Origin of the sequence: Maribacter ulvicola (genome assembly GCF_900155985.1) — a bacterium.
Classification (GTDB): Bacteria; Bacteroidota; Bacteroidia; order Flavobacteriales; family Flavobacteriaceae; genus Maribacter; species Maribacter ulvicola.
Genome location: NZ_FTMA01000007.1, coordinates 106,570 through 128,581, shown reverse-complemented (window position 1 = coordinate 128,581; position 22,012 = coordinate 106,570). Strand labels below are relative to the sequence as shown.

25 protein-coding genes are annotated in these 22,012 nt (G+C 35.0%); 5 read left to right on the top strand and 20 right to left on the bottom strand.

What is annotated here, in order from left to right:
• The first annotated feature begins 7 nt into the window (after nucleotides 1-7).
• The 5 genes from BW936_RS15880 (at nucleotide 8) to BW936_RS15860 (ending at nucleotide 2,498) form a co-directional block, all read left to right on the top strand.
• Nucleotides 8-328, top strand: coding sequence for a winged helix-turn-helix transcriptional regulator (locus BW936_RS15880; protein WP_076550037.1), 321 nt, complete (start codon nucleotides 8-10; stop codon nucleotides 326-328).
• Between the two features lie 118 nt (nucleotides 329-446).
• Nucleotides 447-1,118: a hypothetical protein gene (locus BW936_RS15875; RefSeq protein WP_076550034.1), complete on the top strand. Its 672-nt coding sequence runs from the start codon at nucleotides 447-449 to the stop codon at nucleotides 1,116-1,118.
• Nucleotides 1,115-1,309 carry a hypothetical protein gene (locus tag BW936_RS15870; RefSeq protein WP_076550032.1) on the top strand — a complete coding sequence of 65 codons (195 nt, stop codon included), beginning with the start codon at nucleotides 1,115-1,117 and terminating at the stop codon, nucleotides 1,307-1,309. Before BW936_RS15875 ends, BW936_RS15870 begins: the two co-directional genes overlap by 4 nt.
• 46 nt (nucleotides 1,310-1,355) lie before the next feature.
• On the top strand, nucleotides 1,356-1,766 hold the full coding sequence (locus tag BW936_RS15865) for a GNAT family N-acetyltransferase (RefSeq protein WP_076550029.1): 411 nt from the start codon (nucleotides 1,356-1,358) through the stop codon (nucleotides 1,764-1,766).
• A 3-nt stretch (nucleotides 1,767-1,769) separates the two neighbouring features.
• A complete protein-coding gene (locus BW936_RS15860; protein WP_076550027.1) occupies nucleotides 1,770-2,498 on the top strand; it encodes a class I SAM-dependent methyltransferase in 729 nt (242 codons plus the stop codon).
• A 31-nt stretch (nucleotides 2,499-2,529) separates the two neighbouring features.
• On the opposite strand, the gene hisIE is transcribed toward BW936_RS15860, so the two are convergent.
• From hisIE to BW936_RS15760, 20 genes are all read right to left on the bottom strand, one after another.
• The gene (gene hisIE, locus BW936_RS15855; protein ID WP_208611135.1) at nucleotides 2,530-3,138 is read right to left on the bottom strand and encodes a bifunctional phosphoribosyl-AMP cyclohydrolase/phosphoribosyl-ATP diphosphatase HisIE; all 609 of its coding nucleotides are present in this window, start codon (nucleotides 3,136-3,138) and stop codon (nucleotides 2,530-2,532) included.
• Nucleotides 3,139-3,263: 125 nt separating this feature from the next.
• Complete coding sequence (hisF, locus tag BW936_RS15850; protein ID WP_076550021.1) at nucleotides 3,264-4,019, bottom strand: imidazole glycerol phosphate synthase subunit HisF; 756 nt, start codon at nucleotides 4,017-4,019, stop codon at nucleotides 3,264-3,266.
• Between the two features lie 139 nt (nucleotides 4,020-4,158).
• On the bottom strand, nucleotides 4,159-4,674 hold the full coding sequence (locus BW936_RS15845; RefSeq protein WP_076550018.1) for a DinB family protein: 516 nt from the start codon (nucleotides 4,672-4,674) through the stop codon (nucleotides 4,159-4,161).
• Nucleotides 4,667-5,398 carry a 1-(5-phosphoribosyl)-5-[(5-phosphoribosylamino)methylideneamino]imidazole-4-carboxamide isomerase gene (hisA, locus tag BW936_RS15840; protein ID WP_076550016.1) on the bottom strand — a complete coding sequence of 244 codons (732 nt, stop codon included), beginning with the start codon at nucleotides 5,396-5,398 and terminating at the stop codon, nucleotides 4,667-4,669. Before hisA ends, BW936_RS15845 begins: the two co-directional genes overlap by 8 nt.
• Nucleotides 5,399-5,455: 57 nt before the next feature.
• Entirely contained in the window at nucleotides 5,456-5,806 is a 351-nt protein-coding gene (locus BW936_RS15835; protein WP_076550014.1) for a four helix bundle protein, read from the bottom strand.
• A 31-nt stretch (nucleotides 5,807-5,837) separates the two neighbouring features.
• Nucleotides 5,838-6,419, bottom strand: coding sequence for an imidazole glycerol phosphate synthase subunit HisH (hisH, locus tag BW936_RS15830; RefSeq protein WP_076550011.1), 582 nt, complete (start codon nucleotides 6,417-6,419; stop codon nucleotides 5,838-5,840).
• Between the two features lie 87 nt (nucleotides 6,420-6,506).
• Nucleotides 6,507-7,649 carry a bifunctional histidinol-phosphatase/imidazoleglycerol-phosphate dehydratase HisB gene (gene hisB, locus BW936_RS15825; RefSeq protein WP_076550008.1) on the bottom strand — a complete coding sequence of 381 codons (1,143 nt, stop codon included), beginning with the start codon at nucleotides 7,647-7,649 and terminating at the stop codon, nucleotides 6,507-6,509.
• A gap of 1 nt (nucleotide 7,650) precedes the next feature.
• Nucleotides 7,651-8,697: a histidinol-phosphate transaminase gene (gene hisC, locus BW936_RS15820; protein ID WP_076550006.1), complete on the bottom strand. Its 1,047-nt coding sequence runs from the start codon at nucleotides 8,695-8,697 to the stop codon at nucleotides 7,651-7,653.
• A gap of 43 nt (nucleotides 8,698-8,740) precedes the next feature.
• A complete protein-coding gene (gene hisD, locus BW936_RS15815) occupies nucleotides 8,741-10,024 on the bottom strand; it encodes a histidinol dehydrogenase (protein ID WP_076550004.1) in 1,284 nt (427 codons plus the stop codon).
• Between the two features lie 107 nt (nucleotides 10,025-10,131).
• On the bottom strand, nucleotides 10,132-10,989 hold the full coding sequence (hisG, locus tag BW936_RS15810) for an ATP phosphoribosyltransferase (RefSeq protein ID WP_076550002.1): 858 nt from the start codon (nucleotides 10,987-10,989) through the stop codon (nucleotides 10,132-10,134).
• A gap of 234 nt (nucleotides 10,990-11,223) precedes the next feature.
• The gene (locus BW936_RS15805) at nucleotides 11,224-12,039 is read right to left on the bottom strand and encodes a prohibitin family protein (protein WP_076550000.1); all 816 of its coding nucleotides are present in this window, start codon (nucleotides 12,037-12,039) and stop codon (nucleotides 11,224-11,226) included.
• A 10-nt stretch (nucleotides 12,040-12,049) separates the two neighbouring features.
• A complete protein-coding gene (locus tag BW936_RS15800) occupies nucleotides 12,050-14,077 on the bottom strand; it encodes a vWA domain-containing protein (RefSeq protein ID WP_076549998.1) in 2,028 nt (675 codons plus the stop codon).
• 67 nt (nucleotides 14,078-14,144) lie between these two features.
• Nucleotides 14,145-14,894, bottom strand: a complete 750-nt coding sequence (gene fabG, locus BW936_RS15795; RefSeq protein ID WP_076549996.1) for a 3-oxoacyl-[acyl-carrier-protein] reductase — start codon at nucleotides 14,892-14,894, stop codon at nucleotides 14,145-14,147.
• A gap of 106 nt (nucleotides 14,895-15,000) precedes the next feature.
• A complete protein-coding gene (sucD, locus tag BW936_RS15790; RefSeq protein ID WP_076549994.1) occupies nucleotides 15,001-15,873 on the bottom strand; it encodes a succinate--CoA ligase subunit alpha in 873 nt (290 codons plus the stop codon).
• Nucleotides 15,874-15,940: 67 nt separating this feature from the next.
• A complete protein-coding gene (locus BW936_RS15785) occupies nucleotides 15,941-16,876 on the bottom strand; it encodes a UDP-3-O-(3-hydroxymyristoyl)glucosamine N-acyltransferase (protein WP_076549992.1) in 936 nt (311 codons plus the stop codon).
• A 44-nt stretch (nucleotides 16,877-16,920) separates the two neighbouring features.
• A complete protein-coding gene (efp, locus tag BW936_RS15780) occupies nucleotides 16,921-17,487 on the bottom strand; it encodes an elongation factor P (protein ID WP_076549990.1) in 567 nt (188 codons plus the stop codon).
• A 45-nt stretch (nucleotides 17,488-17,532) separates the two neighbouring features.
• Entirely contained in the window at nucleotides 17,533-18,318 is a 786-nt protein-coding gene (gene lpxA, locus BW936_RS15775; RefSeq protein ID WP_076549987.1) for an acyl-ACP--UDP-N-acetylglucosamine O-acyltransferase, read from the bottom strand.
• 1 nt (nucleotide 18,319) lies between these two features.
• Nucleotides 18,320-19,720 (bottom strand): bifunctional UDP-3-O-[3-hydroxymyristoyl] N-acetylglucosamine deacetylase/3-hydroxyacyl-ACP dehydratase, encoded by a 1,401-nt coding sequence (locus BW936_RS15770; protein WP_076549985.1) that lies wholly within the window; start codon nucleotides 19,718-19,720, stop codon nucleotides 18,320-18,322.
• A 2-nt stretch (nucleotides 19,721-19,722) separates the two neighbouring features.
• Complete coding sequence (gene lpxD, locus BW936_RS15765) at nucleotides 19,723-20,739, bottom strand: UDP-3-O-(3-hydroxymyristoyl)glucosamine N-acyltransferase (protein ID WP_076549982.1); 1,017 nt, start codon at nucleotides 20,737-20,739, stop codon at nucleotides 19,723-19,725.
• Between the two features lie 23 nt (nucleotides 20,740-20,762).
• Complete coding sequence (locus tag BW936_RS15760; protein WP_076549979.1) at nucleotides 20,763-21,992, bottom strand: HD domain-containing protein; 1,230 nt, start codon at nucleotides 21,990-21,992, stop codon at nucleotides 20,763-20,765.
• Nucleotides 21,993-22,012 lie beyond the last annotated feature (20 nt).

The following is a 22,012-nucleotide window of genomic DNA, read 5'->3' as shown; positions in this document are numbered from 1 at the left end:
ACTTTATATGAATTCAAAAAATTTCTGTCCCTTAGACCATACAATGAATTTAATTGGTACCAAATGGAAACCAATTGTACTCTTTCATCTATTAGAAGGTCCGTTGCGCTCTGGTGTGCTTCAGAAAAAGATACCAGGTATTTCCAATAAAATGTTCACCCAAACGGTTAGAGAATTAGAAAAAGACAAATTGGTAACCCGGGTGGTTTTTCCCGTGGTACCACCGAAAGTAGAATATGATTTAAGTGATCGTGGAAAATCACTTAAAAACATTTTATTAGGTTTAGATTCCTGGGGAGCAACGGATACCTATAATCAAACTTATTAAATCTTAATACAACACAACAAATCATAAAAATATTGGTTTATTAAAAAAAATGGTTTTTGATGCAACTATTAGAAATTTCCGTTGTCTTTACAATAACCATTCTAAAATACAAACAGTAATGAGGCCATTACAGTTCAGCCTTCTCTTATTATTTCTTGTTTTCAACTTAGTCTCATACGGTCAAGAAGAAAACGGCGAGTACCTAGAATTTAATGATCGAAATAATGTAGTACACGGCGTCTATATTGGTATAAATATGGGCATTGGTGAAATAGATGGCAAAAATGCATACAATGGGGGATTAAAAGTTGCCTATGTTGCCAATCAAAAATTTGAAGTAGGTTTTGCCACCAACTTTTTATTCTCCAAACAAGATATATATAACAGCAACCTTTCAAGAAATGAAAACCTAATTGGCGCTTATGGCGGGTTACATTTAGAGCCCATCTTTTTTAGCAAAAGACGTGTTAATTTATCTTTTCCACTAATGTTTGGAGCCGGTGCGGTAGGCTACATAGAAGATGATACGTACAGAGAAAACGATAGTTTTGGAGATAATCTTACCAAAGATGAAGTAGACGCCATATTTGTTTCTGAAGCTGGCATAAGCGCATTATTCAATATATCAAGATACTTACAATTAGAGGCAGGTGTAAAATATCTTTATTCCAGTAAAATAGATTTACCTCCAACTAGAATTACCCGTATTAGCGGCTTCTCTGCCGGTCTTGGTATAAAGGTTGGTATATTTAATATGGGCCGTAACCGTTATAAGAAAAACGTGAAATGATCAAAAAGAAGAAATCTAATAAAGTGTATTCCCAAGAAGTTATTGACACCCAGCATGTATTTACAAAAGATGCCCAAGTGTATATAAAGGATAAAGATTCTAATATTAATAGTAGAAAAGAAGTATGGTCACCTATAAATTTCAAATGGGTTCTTATTGGGAAGGTTCAAGATTGTTTAGTGCTTGAATAACCTCTAAAACGTAATTACCTTTGAAATAGAAAATGCCCATAGGTATATGACCCCAAAAATCATAGAAATTACTGCTGATGCCACCTTACTAATACGACATCAGGTAATGTGGCCAAATAAACCAATTGATTATGTAAAATTGCCAAAGGATGATGAGGGTAAGCATTATGGTCTATTTTTAGACGGCAAATTAATTTCTGTAATTTCCTTATTTGTAAATAGTGGCGAAGCTCAATTTAGAAAATTTGCTACTTTAAAAATCTTTCAAGGAAAAGGGTATGGTAGCTTACTACTAAAAGAAATTATGCTCATAGCTAAGAAAAAATCCATTACCAGAATTTGGTGTAATGCCAGACTTAACAAAAGTGATTTTTATACCAAATTTGGGATGAAAGAGACCCATAAAACCTATGTAAAAGGCGGAATTGATTTTATAATCATGGAAAGATTTTTGTAAGATATGGCAAAAGAGTACGATAGTATTACCGCAAGACATTACGCAGCTTATAGACCCTCTTTACATTCTCAAATATTAAAATCTTACCTAAATGTTGATGATAAATTCAATTACGGATTAGATATAGGATGCGGTACAGGACAGTCTGCCATTAGTCTATTTGATCATTGTGAAAAGGTGGTTGGTGTTGACACAAGTAAAGAAATGATAGAAAAGTCCATTATTCACACTGGTGTAACTTACCAAATCATGCAGACCAATATTCTAGATTTTGACAATGATAGTTTTGATATCATTACGTTTGCCGGATCTTTATTTTATGCAAAATCACAAAAATTACTTGATGAAGTTATAAGGGTATCTAAACCGATAGCTACCATCATTTTATATGATTTTGAAGTACTTATGAAAGACACTTTTACCTTATTAGGAATTAACAATACAGCAGTCAATAATGACGTTTATGATCATCAAACTAATTTTTCCGGTCTTGATTTAAATTCAATTGCTATTAATAAAAGTTATAGGGAATCCATAATTTTTGATATCAAAATTTCTGATATGGCTCATTTGCTATTATCGGCAAAAGATAATTATACCAGTATTGCCACCGTATTGGGTAAAGAAAATGTTTATGAACATTTAAAATGGGAATTACGAAACAAATTAGGTTCTGATACCACTACACTAAAAGCAAACACCTATTTAACAGCATATACAGCAATCAAATAGGTATTGGTGTTAGAATATATTAAAGTATATTTTACTTTTTTCGTTTCATTAGCTCGGCTTCAATATCTTTAAGGGTAAAGCCTTTTGCTTGTAATAACATTAAGTAGTGAAATAACAAATCTGCACTTTCATACAAGAATAGTTCATCATTATTATCCATTGCTTCAATAACCGTTTCAACAGCTTCCTCCCCTACTTTTTGGGCTACTTTATTAATACCTTTTTTAAACAATGAAGCTACGTAAGATTTACTATCGTCGGCACTTGTTCGTCTTTCTTTAATAGTATCTTCTAACTCAGAAAAGAATCCGAATTGTGAATTGTTTTCTTCATTCCAACACGTATCTGTTCCTGTATGACAAGTAGGTCCGACAGGATTCACTGTAATTAAAAGAGAATCATTATCACAATCGTTCTTGATCGAGACTAGATTTAGGAAGTTGCCACTCTCCTCTCCTTTGGTCCATAAGCGCTGTTTAGAACGACTAAAGAAAGTTACTTTTCCTGTTTCCGTAGTCTTTGCTAATGCGTCTGCATTCATATAACCCAGCATTAATACATTTTTAGTACGTGCATCTTGTATGATCGCAGGTACTAATCCGTCACTCATTTTTTCCCAATTTGGTGTATTAAACTCCATATGTATTGTATTCTAATTTTATTATACTTTAAACCTTCAATTTTAAAATGGGTCACTGAGCGTAGCCGAAGTGACATTTCGTTTGTCAAAACTGTAAACTAATACAGCCAACTAACCACTGAAAACTAAATTCTCACCGGAATCCCATTTCCTTGTAATTCTTGTTTTAATTCTTGAATCCCTATTTCTTTAAAGTGAAAAACACTTGCTGCTAGAGCTGCATCAGCTTTTCCATCAATAAAGGTATCGGAAAAATGCTGTTTGTTCCCTGCTCCTCCTGAAGCAATTATTGGAATATTCAACTCTGTTGACAATCTCGCTAAAGCTTCATTTGCAAATCCGTCTTTGGTACCGTCATTATCCATTGATGTAAATAAAATTTCTCCTGCTCCGCGTTCCTCTACTTCTTTTGCCCATTCAAATAATTTACGCTCTGTAGGTACTTTGCCACCCACTAAATGCACTATCCACTCTCCATCTATCTGTTTAGCATCTATAGCCACCACAATACATTGCGAGCCAAATTTAGCTACCAAATCATTGATCAACTGCGGATTCTTAACGGCAGATGAATTTATAGAAACTTTATCGGCACCATTATGCAGCAAAACATCTACATCTTCAACAGATGAAATTCCGCCACCAACAGTAAACGGAATATTTACTTTTTCCGCTACGCGATATACTAAATCTGCTAAAGTTTTTCTTTTTTGTTCCGTTGCAGATATGTCTAAAAAGACCAATTCATCTGCACCTTCTCGACTATAAATTTCAGCCAACTCAACTGGATCGCCCGCATCACGTAAATCAACAAAATTCACGCCTTTTACGGTTCTACCATCTTTGATATCCAAACAAGGAATTATTCTTTTTGCAAGCATTTTTTAAAAGTATTAAGTACTTAGTAATAAGTATTATAAAATCAATATTTAAATTTCAGGTGTTTTATACCTGATGCAATTCTGTATCCCTTACTTTGTACTTAATACGCTGTACGCTATACATGATACTATTTTCTCGTTACTCATTTTTAATATTCAAATCTACCCCATCATAAAATCCCAAATCCTTTTCCTTAATCAGTTTCACATAAAAAGCAATTTGACCAGTATGGTAAGAATAATGTTCTACAGCATGCATGATCAGTCCAATACCTGAAAAGGACATTCCTTGAACTGACCTTACTTTTATCAACTTATCTAGATTCACATCAAAAATAATACGTTTTGCCGTATCAACAGTAGCTTCTAATTTCTGTAATAACTCCTGTTTCGTTAGTCCTGAACTCACTAAAAACTCAGTATCTCGATTTCTATTATCTTCTGTTTCACCCAACGAAGAAATTAGGTATTGGGTCATGTTACCGCATAAATGAAGTATAAGGTTTGCCACACTGTTTAAAGAAGTATTCGGCTTTTGCCACATTTCTTCTTCTGAAATTTCAGCTAGACTTTTTTTAATCATACGCGTACTCTCATCCATACGGTACAATGCATTCTTTACAAATTCTTCAATTAATTGCGCTTCTTTATCCATTGCCTAGAATATAATTTTCCAATTGCTTTAAGCTAATTCTATTTTCATAGATGGCTTTACCAATAATAGTACCTTCACAACCCATTTCAGCAAGTTTAGGAAGTTCATCAAAAGTAGAAATTCCACCACTAGCTATTAGTTTTATTCCCTTTTCCGTTGAACTTATAATTTTTGAGTATAAATCAAAAGACGGACCTTCTAACATGCCATCTTTACTGATATCTGTACAAATTATATACTGTATACCTTTTCTTTGGTACGATTGTATAAACGGAACCAACTCTTCTTTAGATTCTTCTAACCAGCCAGAAACCGCTACTTTTTCATCCATGGCATCTGCACCAAGAATAATTTTTTCAGAACCATGTTTCTCTATCCAACCAAGGAAAGTATCAGGATCTTTAACCGCAATACTGCCGCCCGTAATTTGCTGCGAACCACTTTCAAAGGCGATACGCAAATCATCATCAGTTTTTAGACCGCCACCAAAATCAATTTTTATACTGGTTTTAGAAGCTATCTGCTCTAATACTCTATGGTTGACTATGTGCTTAGATTTTGCGCCATCTAGATCAACTAAATGTAAATATTGAATTCCGTGAGCTTCAAACTCCTTCGCAACCTCTAACGGATTCTCGTTATATATTTTCTTGGTATTATAATCACCTTTTGAAAGACGTACACATTTACCGTCTATGATATCTATGGCTGGTATTATTCTCATTTTTTATAGTAATAAGTACTAAGTCCTTAATATTAAGTACAAAGTCTCCAGTTTTGGTTATCTTAATTTCTTTTGTAATGCAAAGTTCATGTTCTTTATTTCTTTGCATAATGTCAAAGCATTATTTATCTCTTTTTCTGTTAAAAATTTTAAGTTAACAGATAGTATTAATTGTGTTTCTAATTCTGTTGTTGAACCATTTGCAATGCTAAGAAAACGGGCGAATTCTTTTTTAGAGTTTCTGCCAGCACCCTCAGCAATATTTGATGGAATAGAAACACTACATCTTTTAATTTGAGAAATCAACCCGAACTTTTCGTCATCAGGCAACTTCTTAACCAGAAAATAAACATCTTCCACAAGCTGCATTCCTTTATTCCAAATATGTAGTTCTCTATAATTATTCATACAAATGAATCATACTACTTTGTACTCTAAACTATAAAGAAAGAAAGTTCTCCAAAATCTTCTCTCCCACATTACTAGATTTCTCCGGATGAAATTGAGTACCGTAAAAATTATCCTTTTGTAGGGCCGCGCTATAATTTATACCATAAGAACATTCTGCTATGGTTTCGTTACATAAAGGAGCATAAAAACTATGAACTAGGTAAATATGTTCTTTTTCAGTTACACCTTCAAAAAGTTTAGATTTCAAATTCGTAATCTGGTTCCACCCAATTTGAGGAACCTTTACTGAAGAACTAAACTTTACGACAGCAACATCAAAAATGCTAAGTCCTTTTGTATTTCCCTCCTCAGAAGAGTGACACATTAATTGCATACCCAAACAAATACCTAAAACAGGTTGTTTTAATGTAGGAATTAATTTGTCCAGACCACTAAAGCGAAGTTTGTGCATAGCACTACTCGCCTCGCCTACACCAGGGAAAATAACTTTATCGGCATTTTTAATTTCCTCCACATCATTGCTTAAAACTGCATTGTAACCTAAGCGTTTTATAGCAAACTTAATGCTCTGTATATTTCCTGCTCCGTAATTTATTATTACAATTTTCATCAAAACTAGTATTAAGTACTTAGTATTAAGTACAAAGCAAATCTCAAAAAAGACTTAATACTTTGTACTTAATACTTAGTACTATTTTTATAGGACTCCTTTCGTACTCGGTAACACCATCTTCTCCACATCTCTCTTCACAGACATCTTAATGCTCTTTGCAAAGGCTTTAAAAATAGCTTCGATCTTGTGATGTTCGTTGGTGCCTTCTGCTTTAATGTTAAGGTTTGCTTTTGCCCCGTCAGTGAACGATTTAAAGAAATGATAAAACATTTCCGTTGGCATATCACCTACCATTTCACGCTTAAAGTCTGCATCCCATACCAACCAATTTCTACCTCCAAAATCGATTGCAGATTGTGCTAAACAGTCATCCATTGGCAAACAGAAACCATACCGTTCTATACCTAATTTATTACCTAATGCGTTATGGAATACTTCACCAAGGGCTATTCCGGTATCTTCTATTGTATGGTGCTCATCCACTTCTAAATCACCAACTACTTTAATGGTTAAATCCATTTGACCATGACGTGCCAATTGGTCTAACATATGGTCAAAAAATGCCAATCCGGTTTTTATATCACTTTTTCCGGTACCTTCAAGATTTAGTTTTATGGCAATATCCGTTTCATTGGTTTTTCTATGGATTTCTGCCGTTCTATCCTTTAATTTTAAGAACTCATAAATCTTCTCCCAATCATTGCTTTCAATAGCAATGTGGCTATCCAACTCGTCTCGTTTTACCGTAATCTCTCCAGTGCCCAGATTGGTTTCATCATTTATAAAAATTCCTTTAGAACCTAAGTTTTTGGCCAATTCCATATCCGTTAATCGGTCACCGACAACAAAAGAATTTTCTAAATCATAATCATCAGAGAAATACTCAGTCAACAATCCAGTGCCCGGTTTTCTAGTAGGGGCATTTTCATGCGGAAAAGTTCTATCAAGAAAAACTTTATCAAAAACTACCCCTTCATTTTCAAAGGATTTTAGAATGAAATTATGAACAGGCCAAAAGGTATCTTCAGGAAACACGTCTGTACCTAATCCATCTTGATTGGTAATCATCACCAATTCATAATCCAGTTCTTTGGCAATTTTACCAAGAAATGTAAAAGACTTCGGGTAGAAAATCATTTTCTCAAATGCATCAATCTGTTCATCAACCGTTTCTTTGATAATAGTACCATCTCGGTCTATGAACAATACTCGTTTTTTACTTCCCATATTAATTTGATAATGTTTTTAATGCACTAATTAATGATTTGTTCTCTTCTGCCGTACCCACTGTAAAACGTAGGGTATTCTCACACAAAGGTTGTGTAGTACGATTTCTGACTACCACTCCTTTTTCTAATAATTGGGTATATCGTAAGTTGGCATTATCCACTTTTGCCAATATAAAATTAGCATCAGTAGCGTATATTGTTTGTACAAAAGAAACCGTTTTCAAGGTTTCCCTTAACTTTTCTCTTTCAGATAAGATATCTTTTACTTCTTGCGCAACAGATGCTACATCTAACACTCTTTCAATAGCTTTATCTTGAGTCAATTGATTTACGTTGTACGGAGGTTTAATCTTATTTAAAACAGCAATAATTTCCGAAGATGCCATACACAACCCAAGTCGGATACCTGCCATACCATAAGCCTTGGACAACGTTTGCGTTACAATTAAGTTAGGATGTTCCGAAAGCTTGGATATCCAGCTTTCCTCGGATGAAAAATCGATATAGGCTTCATCAATTACTACCAGTCCGTTGAATGAGTTTAAAAGCTCCTCTATTATCTGAGTTGAAAAACTATTCCCCGTAGGATTATTAGGCGAGCAGATAAACAATAGTTTTGTATTGCTATCGATCGTTTTTAAAATTTTGTCTACGTTGGGTTGAAAATCGTTCGTTAACAAAACTTCTCTATTCTCTACCAAATTGATGCCTGAAAGAACTTTGTACATGCCGTATGTAGGTGGCAAAGAAATAATATTATCTTCTTTAGGCTCACAGAAAGCCCTGAACAATAAATCCAGTACTTCATCACTTCCATTTCCTAACAGAATATTTTCTTCCTCAATATCTTTCTGTTCCGCTAAAATAGCCTTTAAACCTCGTTGTTGTGGATCAGGATACCTATTTACTCCATTTTCGAACGGGTTCTCATTGGCATCTAAAAAAACCATGGTAGAACCATCTGAAACATACTCGTCTCTTGCAGAGGAATACGGACTTAAGCCCTTTACATTCTCCCTTGTTATATTATCTAGATTGAAACTCATTACTTCAATTCTGTATGGGTCATTGAGGGTAGCCAAAATGACACTATTTTAAACTATTTAATCTTAGGGTCACGGCATTTTTATGCGCTTGTAAACCTTCTGCCGCTGCCATTAGCTCAATTGCTTTCCCTATTGTTTTAATACCTTCTTCATTAATCTTTTGAAAGGTCATACTCTTCATAAAACTATCCAAATTTACACCACTATACTGTTTGGCATAGCCATTTGTTGGTAAAGTATGGTTGGTACCAGAAGCATAATCACCAGCACTTTCAGGCGTATAATTTCCAATAAAAACAGAACCTGCATTCTGAGTATTGGCTATATAAAAATCTTCATTTTCTGCACAAATGATATAATGTTCTGGTCCGTATTCGTTGATTAAATCAATTGCTTCTTGATCGCTATCCACATAAATCAACTTACTATTGGCAATGGCTTGCCTGGCAATTTCTTTTCTAGGTAAATCTTCTAATTGATTTTCTACTTCTATTTCTACAGCATCTATCATAGCTTTAGAAGTGGACACCAAAATTACCTGACTATCAACACCATGCTCAGCTTGACTTAATAAATCTGAAGCCACAAAAGCAGCATTCGCAGAATCATCGGCAAGAACTAAAAGCTCTGATGGACCAGCGGGCATGTCTATGGCAACTCCATATTTAGTTGCTATTTGTTTAGCGACGGTTACATATTGATTACCTGGACCAAATATTTTATACACCTCAGGTATTGTCTCCGTACCAAAGGTCATACCGGCAATAGCCTGAATTCCCCCAACTTTTACAATTTTGGTTACTCCGCATAAATTTGCGGTATATAGAATTGCAGGGTTCAATTTTCCTTCATTATCCGGTGGTGAGCACAGGACTATTTCTGAGCAACCCGCAATTGCAGCGGGTACCGCTAACATTAGTATTGTTGAAAATAAAGGAGCCGTTCCTCCCGGAATATAAAGGCCCACTTTCTGTATCGGTCTTTTCTCTTGCCAACAAGAAACCCCCACAGCAGTTTCCACTTCTACCCTACCCGTTTTCTGAGCATTGTGAAATACTTCTATGTTAGATTTAGCCAATTGAATAGCCGCTTTCAGTTCCTCTGAAACCAGCGATTTAGCTTCTTCAATTTCGCTTTCGGATACTAAAAGGTTATCTAAACTAACCTTATCGAATTGTGCCGTATACTTTTTCAATATCTCATCGCCATCGCTGGCCACCTCTTTGAAAATACCATTCACCAATCCTTCTATATCGGCAACAGTTTGTGTAGGGCGTTTTAACACCTTCTTCCAATCTGCTCTCTCTGGGTTATATATTTTATTCATTATTTATTTAGTTGTTCGTTGATAGTTGTTGGTTTACAAAATGTAAATAGAACAAAGAACAATTATCAATTCCAAATAATACTTAATACCTAGTGTTTGATACTATCTTACAATACCATCTTCTCAATTGGGCAAACTAGAATACCTTCTGCGCCAGCTTTCTTTAACTCGTCTATAACTTCCCAAAACTTATCCTTATTAATTACGGTATGTACAGAACTCCAACCCTCATCTGCCAAAGGTAATACTGTTGGACTACGCATTCCTGGTAAAAGTTTTAGAATGCCATCTAATTTTTCATTTGGGGCATTCAATAATACATATTTAGATCCTCTAGCTCTTAACACCGACTGGATTCTAAATTGTAGTTTTTCAAGCAATTCTTTTCGCTCTGTAGTTATTTTCGGTGAAACTGCAAGTACGGCTTCACTAGTAAGCATTACTTCAACTTCTTTTAAGTTGTTCTTGAACAGTGTACTACCACTAGAAACAATGTCACAAATAGCATCTGCCAAACCAATATTTGGTGCAATCTCCACAGAACCATTTATAATGTGCAAATCTGCCGTTACGCCTTTACCTTTTAAGTAGTTCAATACTGTATTTGGGTAAGAAGTTGCTATACGTTTTCCTTGAAAATCTTGAACAGAATTATACTTCACAGATTTTGGGACTGCCAATGATACTTTGCATTTAGAAAAACCAAGTCTTTCGGCAATTGAAATATCCTCTCCTTTTTCAATTAACACATTTTCACCAATAATGGCTATATCTACTACTCCGTCTCTTAAATATTGTGGAATATCCCCATTTCTTAAATAAAAGACTTCCATAGGAAAATTTCTAGATGAAGCCTTCAATTGATCTTTACCGTTATCTATGGAAATACCGCAATCTTTTAAAATTTGTAGGGACTCCTCATTTAGTCTTCCCGATTTCTGAATAGCAATTCTAATTTTTGTCATTTTCTTAATTTAAAGCTTGGCAACCAAAAGAGATTTAAATACAAAACCCGTTTGATTGCTCAAACGGGTTTTTAAATATGTTGCACTACTACAATACATTCCTACCTCGCCTGAGCGTGAATATGGAAATGATGATGTGTAGTTCTGTTTTTCATTATGTTGTAAAAGTAAATGGTATTTTCCATTTCACAAAACAAAAGTTTAAAATGAAACAAAAATAACTAAGTACGTGTTTTAGTTATTACCTAAAATTAAAGGCAGACCAGATTCTCCACCACCTACTACAATTACTTTAGAGTTTGGAGATTGAGATAACTTCAATGTCGCATCAATCCCTTTATCTTGAAGAATTTTATCTGTTAAAGAAGCACTTAGAATTCGGTTAGCATCTGCTTTACCTTGCGCTTCGATAGTTACTTTTTCCGCTTCTTTCTTAGCGGTAACTAAACGAAACTCATATTCTAAAGACTCTTGTTCTTGTTTTAATTTTCTCTCAATGGCATCCTTAATGGTTGGTGGCAAAGTTACATCTCTAACCAAAATTTCATTTAATTGAATATACTGACCAGAAACAATTTTTTGAGTTTCATCAAAAATTTCTTGTTGTATTGCGTCTCTTTTACTTGAGTATAATTGCTCTGGAGTATAACGACCAACTACAGAACGGGCTGCCGATCTAATTGTTGGGAGTAAAACTCTTTGAATATAATCCTCTCCTTTTTCTTGATGTAATTTCCCTAAATCATTACGGATAGGCTCAAACCAAGCAGATGCTTCTAATTTAATATCCAAACCATTACTAGATAATACATTCATTTTTTCAAGTACTTCTTGTTGACGTACTTCATAAACAGTAACCCTATTCCATGGCGCTACTAGGTGAAATCCTTCACCCATAGGCGGTTCATCCGTAACAACACCCCCTCCAAAGGTTTTATATAAAACGCCTGATTTACCGGAGTCTATGGTAACTGTTGATTTTGAAATAGCAATTACTATTACAATAAAAATAAATATTGCGGGCAACGCAATCTTAGGTAACTTATCCATTCGTGTCTATTTAAATTAATCCGTTATATTTTCTGATAAACCACTCCCCAGCAAACCCAAAAACTATAAGCGCTAAAAGCAGTCTAAAATCAATCAAAGATACAATATTTTCAGTGCTTTTTTGTGTTGCTACGTAAGCATCATTTTCTTTCAGATCCTGTATCAGCTTTTTAATATCGGAAGGATAAAACAATGCTCCTCCTGTATTCAAAGCAAGTTTTTCCAATCTTACATTATCACTTGACACAAACTGATTCTCCATCTCAAATTCTGAAATAACAAAACTACCTGACGCTGATTTAGGTTCATTCTCTACCGAAACAATAAAGTCATAAGAGCCCGCAATTAAGTTAGTGAGATCAGCCTCAAAATAGCCATTTTTTAAGACCATTGGGTTTGTTTGTACCTTTGTAGTTTCCTTATTCGTCACTTTAATTTTCAACTTAGCATTTGGATCGAAAATAAAGGCCTCATCAAAATAAGTTGCTGTTATTAAAGTATTGCTACTACCCTCATATACTTTCTCATATGAAACATTTAATCTAGATTTATTCTTAGAACTGGTTAAATAACGGATTAGCTTTCCGATAAATTCATCAAAATTGACAAATGATTTTGTGTTCCTAAATGTCTGTACCCTCCACTTCCAAAGGTTTTCTCCTAGCAAAAAAGCATGTTTACTTGTATTTTCATCCATTACAGCCAGCAAAGGTTGTTGCACATCCAATCCCATTATCTGTGTGCCTAATAAGGTTTGGTAAGGTGTTGTAATCAAAATAGGACCGGCATCACTTACCAATGGAGGAAAATCAAATAAATCAAATTTAGAAATATCGTATTTGGTGAATCCATTGTTCAATAAGCCAAAAACTTCTTGCTCAGGATATCCATCTTCTATTTCTAACCCAACTTTAGCTGTGTTCAAAAAAGAAAAATCTGTGTTAGCTCCAGCTATAATAAAGGTGTTAGAGTTCCTAGCTTTAGCAAAGTCGTACACGTTTTTAAACTTAACCGTAGGTTGATAAAAAACAAATAAGTCAATTTCTTCCAAAATACTATTTGGAGTGTCTGATTGTAAAATAGTTACTTCTCGCTGTTTATTACTTTCAATAGATTTTTTAAGGGCTCCTAAATCTGGATGCAGTATATCTGAAATTAAAGCAATCTTAGTTTTTTCATCAATAACTTCAATGTTGGTGCCCCTACGGTTATTCTTAACATTTCTTTCGGCTGATAGTTTAGTGACTTCTACAGTAAGGTTTTTAACCCCCACGGTATTGGCATCAACCTCAATAGCTATAGTCTTTAAGTTAACCTGAGCATCTAGCTTTAAGTTTTCTTCATGTACCACCTTATCATTCATTTTAACCGTTACAGTTGTTGAAACTGTGGCACTTCCTTGATATGAAACAAAGGTTTCCAAGGGAAATTTATTATTTAGAAATGCATACTTGTTCGTTAAAATTGGACCAACTGAAATATCTTTGTACTTCGTAGTATCTCCTAATACCACTGTATAAATTGTAGTATTCTGATCAGTTTTAAAATAACTATAATCTTCACCAATAGTTTGATTACCATCTGAAAGTAAAATAGTCACATTTTGTTGACGGGCGTAAACATTTTTTAGCGCAGAAAGTGATTTGGAAATATTAGTATTCTTCTCAGTAAACGAAAGACTATCAAGAACATCTAATTCTGACCCAAATTTATAAGATGCTATTTTAAACCTGTCCGTAACTTCTTTAGAATCTTTTAGTTCAGAAATTAACTGCTGCAACTCATTATTTTGCTCTGAAATGGAGGTTGAATTATCAGCAAGAATAACCAAATTAGGTTTCTCTAGCGTGTAATATTTTTGTGAAAATTTCGGATTAACAAGTAATAATAACAATCCAAAAACACCTAAAAAACGCAAGAAGGCTAAAAGCCAATGAATTTTGCTTTTAGCCTTCTGCTTATATATATACTGAAAACCAACGATACCTAACGCTACTATCGCAGCAAGAATAATATACAATACCGTTATGCTCTCCATGTATGTTGTAAAGTTGAACTTAGAAAAAGAGTATTTTGCTCCTACTCCAAGGATAAACTATTATGATTTAGGTAAGCATACCACCATCAACATTCAATACCTGCCCCGTAACATAACTAGACAAATCTGATGCAAAATAAAGACAAGCATTAGCGATATCTTCTGTAGAACCACCTCTTTTTAAAGGAATACCATCTCTCCATCCCTGTACCGTTTTTTCATCAAGCTTATCTGTCATTTCTGTTTCAATAAAACCTGGTGCAATGGCATTACATCTAATATTTCTTGAACCTAGTTCTAGCGCAACAGATTTTGTGAATCCGATCATACCTGCTTTAGAAGCGGCATAATTGGTTTGACCTGCGTTACCTTTTACCCCAACAACACTACTCATATTAATAATAGAGCCTTTGCGTTGTTTCAATAACGTTCTTTGAACTGCCTTTGTCATATTAAACACAGATTTCAAATTAATATCGATTACCGCATCAAAATCAGCTTCTGACATACGCATAAGAAGATTGTCTTTTGTGATGCCGGCGTTATTGATCAAGACATCAATTCTACCTTCAAAATCTTCTAAAACCTTGGCAACCAAATCTTCAGCTTCTTTAAAACTAGCAGCATTACTTTTATAAGCCTTTGCCTTAACTCCCTTTGCTATTAACTCCTTCTCCAATTCTAAGGCAGGTGCCTCACTAGAGCTATATGTAAATGCAACATTTGCACCGTGATCGGCAAATACCTGGGCAATGCCCATACCAATTCCTCTACTTGCTCCTGTAATGATTACGTTTTTATCTTCTAATAATTTCATAAGTCCGTTATTTAAAACCGTAGTTTACCAAATATACCTTTTGTTTAATTTATAGGCTAAAAAAAATCCCGCTATAAACGGGATTTTATATCAAATAAATGAGTGCTTAACCCATTACTTCTTTTACTTTTAAACCAATTTCTGCAGGAGAATCTACTACGTGAATACCACAATCTCTCATAATTTGCTTTTTAGCTTGTGCGGTATCATCGCTTCCACCAACAATAGCCCCTGCATGCCCCATTGTTCTACCTGCAGGAGCAGTTTCACCTGCAATAAAACCTACAACTGGTTTTTTACTTCCACTAGCTTTGTACCATTTTGCAGCATCTGCTTCTAATTGTCCACCGATCTCACCGATCATAACTACACATTTAGTCTCTGGATCATTGATCAAAAGCTCAACAGCTTCTTTGGTAGTTGTACCAATAATTGGATCACCACCAATACCAATTGCAGTTGTAATACCTAAACCTTGACGTACTACTTGATCAGCAGCCTCATAAGTTAATGTACCTGATTTAGAAACGATACCTACGTTACCTTCTTTGAAAACAAAACCTGGCATAATACCAACTTTGGCTTCACCTGGGGTAATAACACCAGGACAGTTAGGACCGATCAAACGGCAATCTCTATTCTTAATATAGTTGGCCACCTTCACCATATCGGCAACAGGAATACCTTCTGTAATTGTAATAATAACTTTGATACCAGCTTCTGCAGCTTCCATAATTGCATCTGCAGCGAATGCTGGCGGAACAAATATGATAGTAGTATCTGCACCCACTTTCTCAACAGATTCAGCAACCGTGTTAAAAACAGGTTTTCCTAAATGCTCTTGCCCTCCTTTACCCGGAGTAACACCACCTACGATATTAGTACCGTACTCAATCATCTGTCCGGCATGGAAAGTACCTTCACTACCCGTGAAACCCTGTACGATTATCTTTGAATCCTTATTTACTAATACGCTCATACTGTAGTTTTATTTTTTATTAGAACAAAAATATAAGTTGTTAATGACTTTTTAGGCATTTACACCCTTATTTCTTATCCATTTTTTTAATTATTTCTGGAATCTTCTTGATATATGCCAATTGTTTCAACTTTTCACGCGATTCTTCTATGGGCGTGCCAAAATAACTTTTACCTCCTTTGACCGATTTTGTAACACCGGTCTGCCCCATGATCACAGCTTTGGCACCAATTATAATTCCGCTATTAGTACCAACTTGCCCCCACAACGTTACTTCATCTTCAATGATAACACAACCCGCAATACCGGTTTGTGAAGCAATCAAACATTTTTCTCCAATTACCGTATCATGCCCAACATGGACCTGGTTATCCAATTTTGTCCCAAACCCAATAGTAGTATCGCCTGTAACACCTCTATCTATAGTACAAAGAGCCCCAATATCAACATTATCTTTTAACACTACCCTACCTCCGGAAATTAATTTATCAAATCCTTCGGCACGTTTTTTATAATAAAATGCATCCGCACCTAATATACTGCCCGCATGTATGGTAACATTATTACCTACAATACAATTATCATAAATAGTAACGTTTGAATGAATAAGGCAGTTATCACCAATTTCAACATTATTACCAATGAAAGAATTTGGTTGTATAACAGTGTCCTTACCAATTTTAGCCGTAGCAGCAATACTCTGACTACTTGGAACAAATGGCTGAAAGAAAGTGGTTAATTTATTGAAATCCCTAAACGGATCATCTGAAATCAATAGTGCCTTACCCTCAGGACATTCCACATTTTTATTGATTAAGATTACCGTAGCTTTAGATTCTAAAGCCTTGTCATAATATTTTGGGTGATCAACAAACACGATATCTCCTGGTTCTACAACATGAATTTCGTTCATGCCCGTAACAGGAAAATCATCATGCCCAACATATTCGCTAGATATAATATCCGCGATCTGTTTTAACGAAAAAGTAGTTGGAAATTTCAATTAATAGACTGGTATCTAATTAGTGAATTATAAAGAAAGTACTACTACTCCTTAACACGCTCCATATAAGCACCGTTAGACGTATCTATTTTCACCTTATCACCTTCATTGATGAATAAAGGAACATTGACTTCTGCTCCGGTTTCTACAGTAGCCGGTTTAGTTGCGTTCGTTGCAGTATTACCTTTTACACCAGGCTCTGTATACGTAATTTCTAACACTACACTCGCTGGCATATCAACAGAAAGCGGCATACTATCTTCGGTATTGAACATGATTTTCACAACTTCACCTTCTTTTAAAAGCCCTGGTGCATCAAGTGAACTTTCTTCCAAAGTAATTTGATTGTAATCATCTGTATTCATAAAGTGATATGTTTCACCTTCTGGATACAAGTATTGATAAGAACGTGTTTCAACACGAACATCCTCAATTTTATGACCGGCAGAAAAAGTGTTATCTAACACTTTACCCGTAGAAACACTCTTTAACTTCGTACGTACAAAAGCAGGACCTTTACCTGGTTTAACATGTAAAAATTCAATTATCTTGTAGATATCATTGTTATATCTAATGCAAAGTCCTTTTCGTATATCTGATGTAGATGCCATTCTTAATGAGTATTAATATTGTTAACTTAAGTTTAAAGTATTGTTTTAATTGTTGCTGAAATATCCTTTCATGATTCCACGTTGAGAATCGCGAATAAATTGAAGTATTTCATCACGTTCTGGAGTTGCCTCCATTTCTGCTTCTATTATTTGTACAGCCTGTGTATTGTTATAGTTCTTCTGATACAGAATACGATAAATGTTCTGTATTTCCCTGATTTTATCAGATACAAATCCTCTACGTCGTAATCCTACAGAATTTATACCTACATACGATAACGGCTCTCTTGCCGCTTTCACATAGGGAGGAACATCCTTTCTGACCAAAGACCCGCCTGTAACAAATGCGTGCTGACCTACCGATACAAATTGATGCACCGCAACCAAACCTGCTAGAATTACATTATCACCAATAGTAACGTGACCTGCCAATGTTGAATTATTTGAAAAAATACAGTTATCACCCACCAAACAATCATGGGCTATATGGCAGTACGCCATAATAAGGCAGTTTTTACCAATAACAGTCTTCATACGATCAGACGTACCTTTATGAATGGTAGCACACTCTCTAATAGTGGTGTTATCCCCGATCACAACAGTTGTGTCCTCACCGTCATATTTTAAATCTTGCGGAGATGCAGAAATTACTGCACCAGGAAAAATATTACAATTTTTACCAATGCGAGCGCCTTCCATTATCGTCACATTAGACCCGATCCAAGTGCCGTCACCAATAATAACATTATTGTGTATAGTTGTAAAAGGTTCTACTACTACATTTTTAGCAATTTTAGCTCCCGGATGTATATAGGCTAAAGGTTGATTCATTCTATGTTCTTTTAACAATTTGCGCCATTAATTCGGCTTCACTTACCAATTTATCATTTGCATAGGCGTATGCTTGCATGTGACAAATACCTCTTCTAATTGGTGTAATTAAACTACAATGAAAGATTAAAGTATCGCCCGGTAAAACTTGTCTTTTGAATTTTACTTTATCTATTTTCATAAATAAAGTCAAATAATTCTCTGGGTCAGGTACCGTACTTAATACTAAAATACCACCTGTTTGAGCCATAGCTTCCACCTGAAGAACACCTGGCATTACAGGCGCACCAGGAAAATGCCCCACAAAGAAAGGTTCGTTCATGGTTACGTTTTTCATTCCCACAACATGTTCGTCCGATAGTTCAATAATACGATCTATCAATAAGAACGGTGGTCTATGAGGCAGCATATCCATAATTTTATGGATATCCATTAACGGAGGTAAGCTTAAATCATACTTGGGTACTTTATTTCTTTTCTCTATTTTGATAATTTGCGAAAGTTTCTTCGCAAATTGATTATTTACGTAATGACCTGGTTTATTAGCTATTACCTTACCTCTAATACGCGTACCGATCAGCGCTAAATCACCAATAACGTCTAACAATTTATGTCTTGCAGCTTCATTGGGCTGGTGTAATGTCAGGTTATCTAAAATACCATTTGCTTTTACCGAAAGTTTCTTTTTATCAAAAGCCTTTTCTAACTTGGTCATGGTGGCTTGAGAAATTTCTTTATCTACATAAACAATGGCATTGTTTAAATCTCCACCTTTAATTAGGCCGTTTTCTAAAAGCATTTCAAGCTCATGAAGGAAGCTAAAAGTACGGGCATTAGAAATCTCAGATTTAAAATCGGAAATTTTATCTAGGGTCGCGTTCTGTGTTCCTAATACTTTGGTACCAAAATCTACCATCGTCATCACCTGATACTCGTCTGAAGGTATTATGGTTATCTCGCTACCTGTTTCCTCATCCTTAAAAGAAATAACCTCTTTAACGATATACTCTTCACGCTCTGCCTTTTGCTCTACAATACCGGCACTTTCCAATACCTCTACAAAGAATTTAGAAGAACCGTCCATAATAGGAGGCTCGGCAGCATTTAGCTCTATAAGCACATTGTCAATTTCAAGACCAACCAAAGCGGCCAAAACGTGCTCTGAAGTTTGAATTTTAACCCCGTTCTTCTCTAAATTGGTACCTCGCTGTGTATTTATCACTAGGTTAGCATCAGCCGGAATAACTGGCTCACCTTCTAAATCTACCCTTTTAAACGCATAACCGTGGTTTTCATCTGCGGGCAAAAATTTAATAGTAACATTACTTCCTGTGTGTAAGCCAACCCCTGTTAGACTTACTTCTTTACTGATTGTTCTTTGTTTGTTGTTTGTTGTGCTCATCGTCAATCTTTCTTTTCTAAGGTGTCGATTCTACTTATTATTCTTGGTAAATTCTTAAAATGGACATATGATTTATTGTAGTCGCCATAATTTAATGCGGGCGATCCCTGTAGTACTTCATTATCTTTCACACTTCTACCTATCCCGGATTGTGCTTGTATTTTTACATTATCGCCAATAATAATATGACCTACAATGCCTACTTGCCCACCGATCATACAATACTTGCCAATTTTGGTTGAACCCGCAATTCCTGTTTGGGCAGCAATAACGGTATGCTCTCCAATTTCTACATTATGGGCTATTTGTATTTGGTTATCCAACTTCACTCCTTTTCTTAAGATTGTAGAACCTAAAGTGGCCCTATCAATAGTAGTACCAGCCCCTATATCCACATTATCCTCTAAAATGACATTACCGGTCTGAGGAACTTTAGCAAATTCACCCTGATCATTTGGAGCAAAACCAAATCCGTCCGCACCCAAAACAACGCCGCTATTTACCACACAATTGTTACCAATAATAGTTTCTGAATAAACCTTGGCACCCGCAAAAATGGTTACGTTGTTTCCAATTTTAACATTATCCCCTATATATGCATTAGGGTAGATTTTTACATTATCGCCTAATGTAACATTGTTCCCTAAATAAGCAAAAGCACCTATATATACATCAGTACCAAATGTGGCCGTATCTGATTTAAAGATGGGTTCCTCAATACCAACCTTATTATTTTTAACTTGGTTGTAGTATTCTAATAATTTAGAAAAAGACTTATAGGCATCTTCTACTTTAATTAAAGTAGTATCTAGGTTTTGCTCTGGAACAAAACTCTTATTGACTATAGTAATTGATGCTTTTGTCTTGTATATAAATGAAGTATACTTAGGATTAGCTAAAAAAGTAAGGGAACCTTCTTCGCCTTCCTCGATTTTAGCAAGTTTATGTACGGCTATTTCTGGATTTCCATGCACTTCTCCTTCTAAGATACCTGCAATCTGACCTGCTGTAAATTTCATGGGCGTAAAAGTAATAAAAATTGTTAAACCCCTTCTTTAGGATAACAGATATAATATTTGGTTACCGTTTTTGAAAGCGCATTTAAATTAAGGTGATCAGATAATTTAGCAACATCGGTAATCTTGCCGTTTTTCCTTAAAATGTTGATAGTCTGGTATTGCCTATCATAAGCTTTATTTTTAAGCTCTCCTTTAAACACAAAATAAGAGGCATCTTCATCTGTTAGATTATATTGAGATTTTACCTTATTTAATTGTACTAAAAACTTATTTTCTGTTATTGGATCCTTCTTTACCTTAATATGAAGAAGTTTTCTATTGATAATCATACCGCATAGAGAAGCTAACACAAAATCATCTGCAAATTGCCATTCCTTTAACGCTGCAAGAATATCAACATCATCAAGCTTTGCAAACTTTACCAAAGTTTCACTATTAAAATTATCAATATCGATATGGTGTGTTAAAAAATAATGTAAAGCCTTGCTAGAATTTAAAGCAACTCCTTTTTCAATTAAGTAACGTGCACGTTTTAAAATACTAATAAGCAAACGTTCTGCAACTACCGCAGTCTTATGAAGATAGACTTGCCAGTACATAAACCGGCGTGCCATTAAAAATTTTTCTACAGAATAGATTCCTTTCTCTTCTATCACTAAATTACCATCTACAACGTTTAACATGGTTATTAAACGTTCTGCATTAGTATTACCTTCAGCAACACCAGTATAGAAACTATCTCTTTTCAAATAGTCCAATCGATCCATATCTAATTGACTAGAAACCAATTGATTTAGAAATTTTTTTGAGTGCTTTCCGGTAAAAACGGATATAGCTTCCGTTAAACTTCCGTTAAATCGTTTATTGAGTTCTTGCATAAATTGCAACGAAATAAATTCATGACTTACACCCTCTACAATACTATGCTCCATGGCGTGAGAAAAAGGACCATGTCCAATATCGTGTAAAAGAATAGCGCACAAAAGCCCTTCTTCTTCTTTCTCTGTTATATCAACACCCTTAAAACGAAGCACTTGAATGGCATTTTGCATTAAATACATACAACCCAGCGCATGATGAAATCTTGTATGGTGTGCACCCGGATATACTAAATAGGATAAACCCATTTGAGAGATTCTGCGAAGTCTTTGAAAATAAGGATCGGCTATGAGGTCAAAAATGAGTGCATTGGGAATTCTAATAAATCCGTAAATTGGATCATTAAAGATTTTCAATTTGTTTGATGTCTTCAAGATAACGTTGTCTTTTCTGA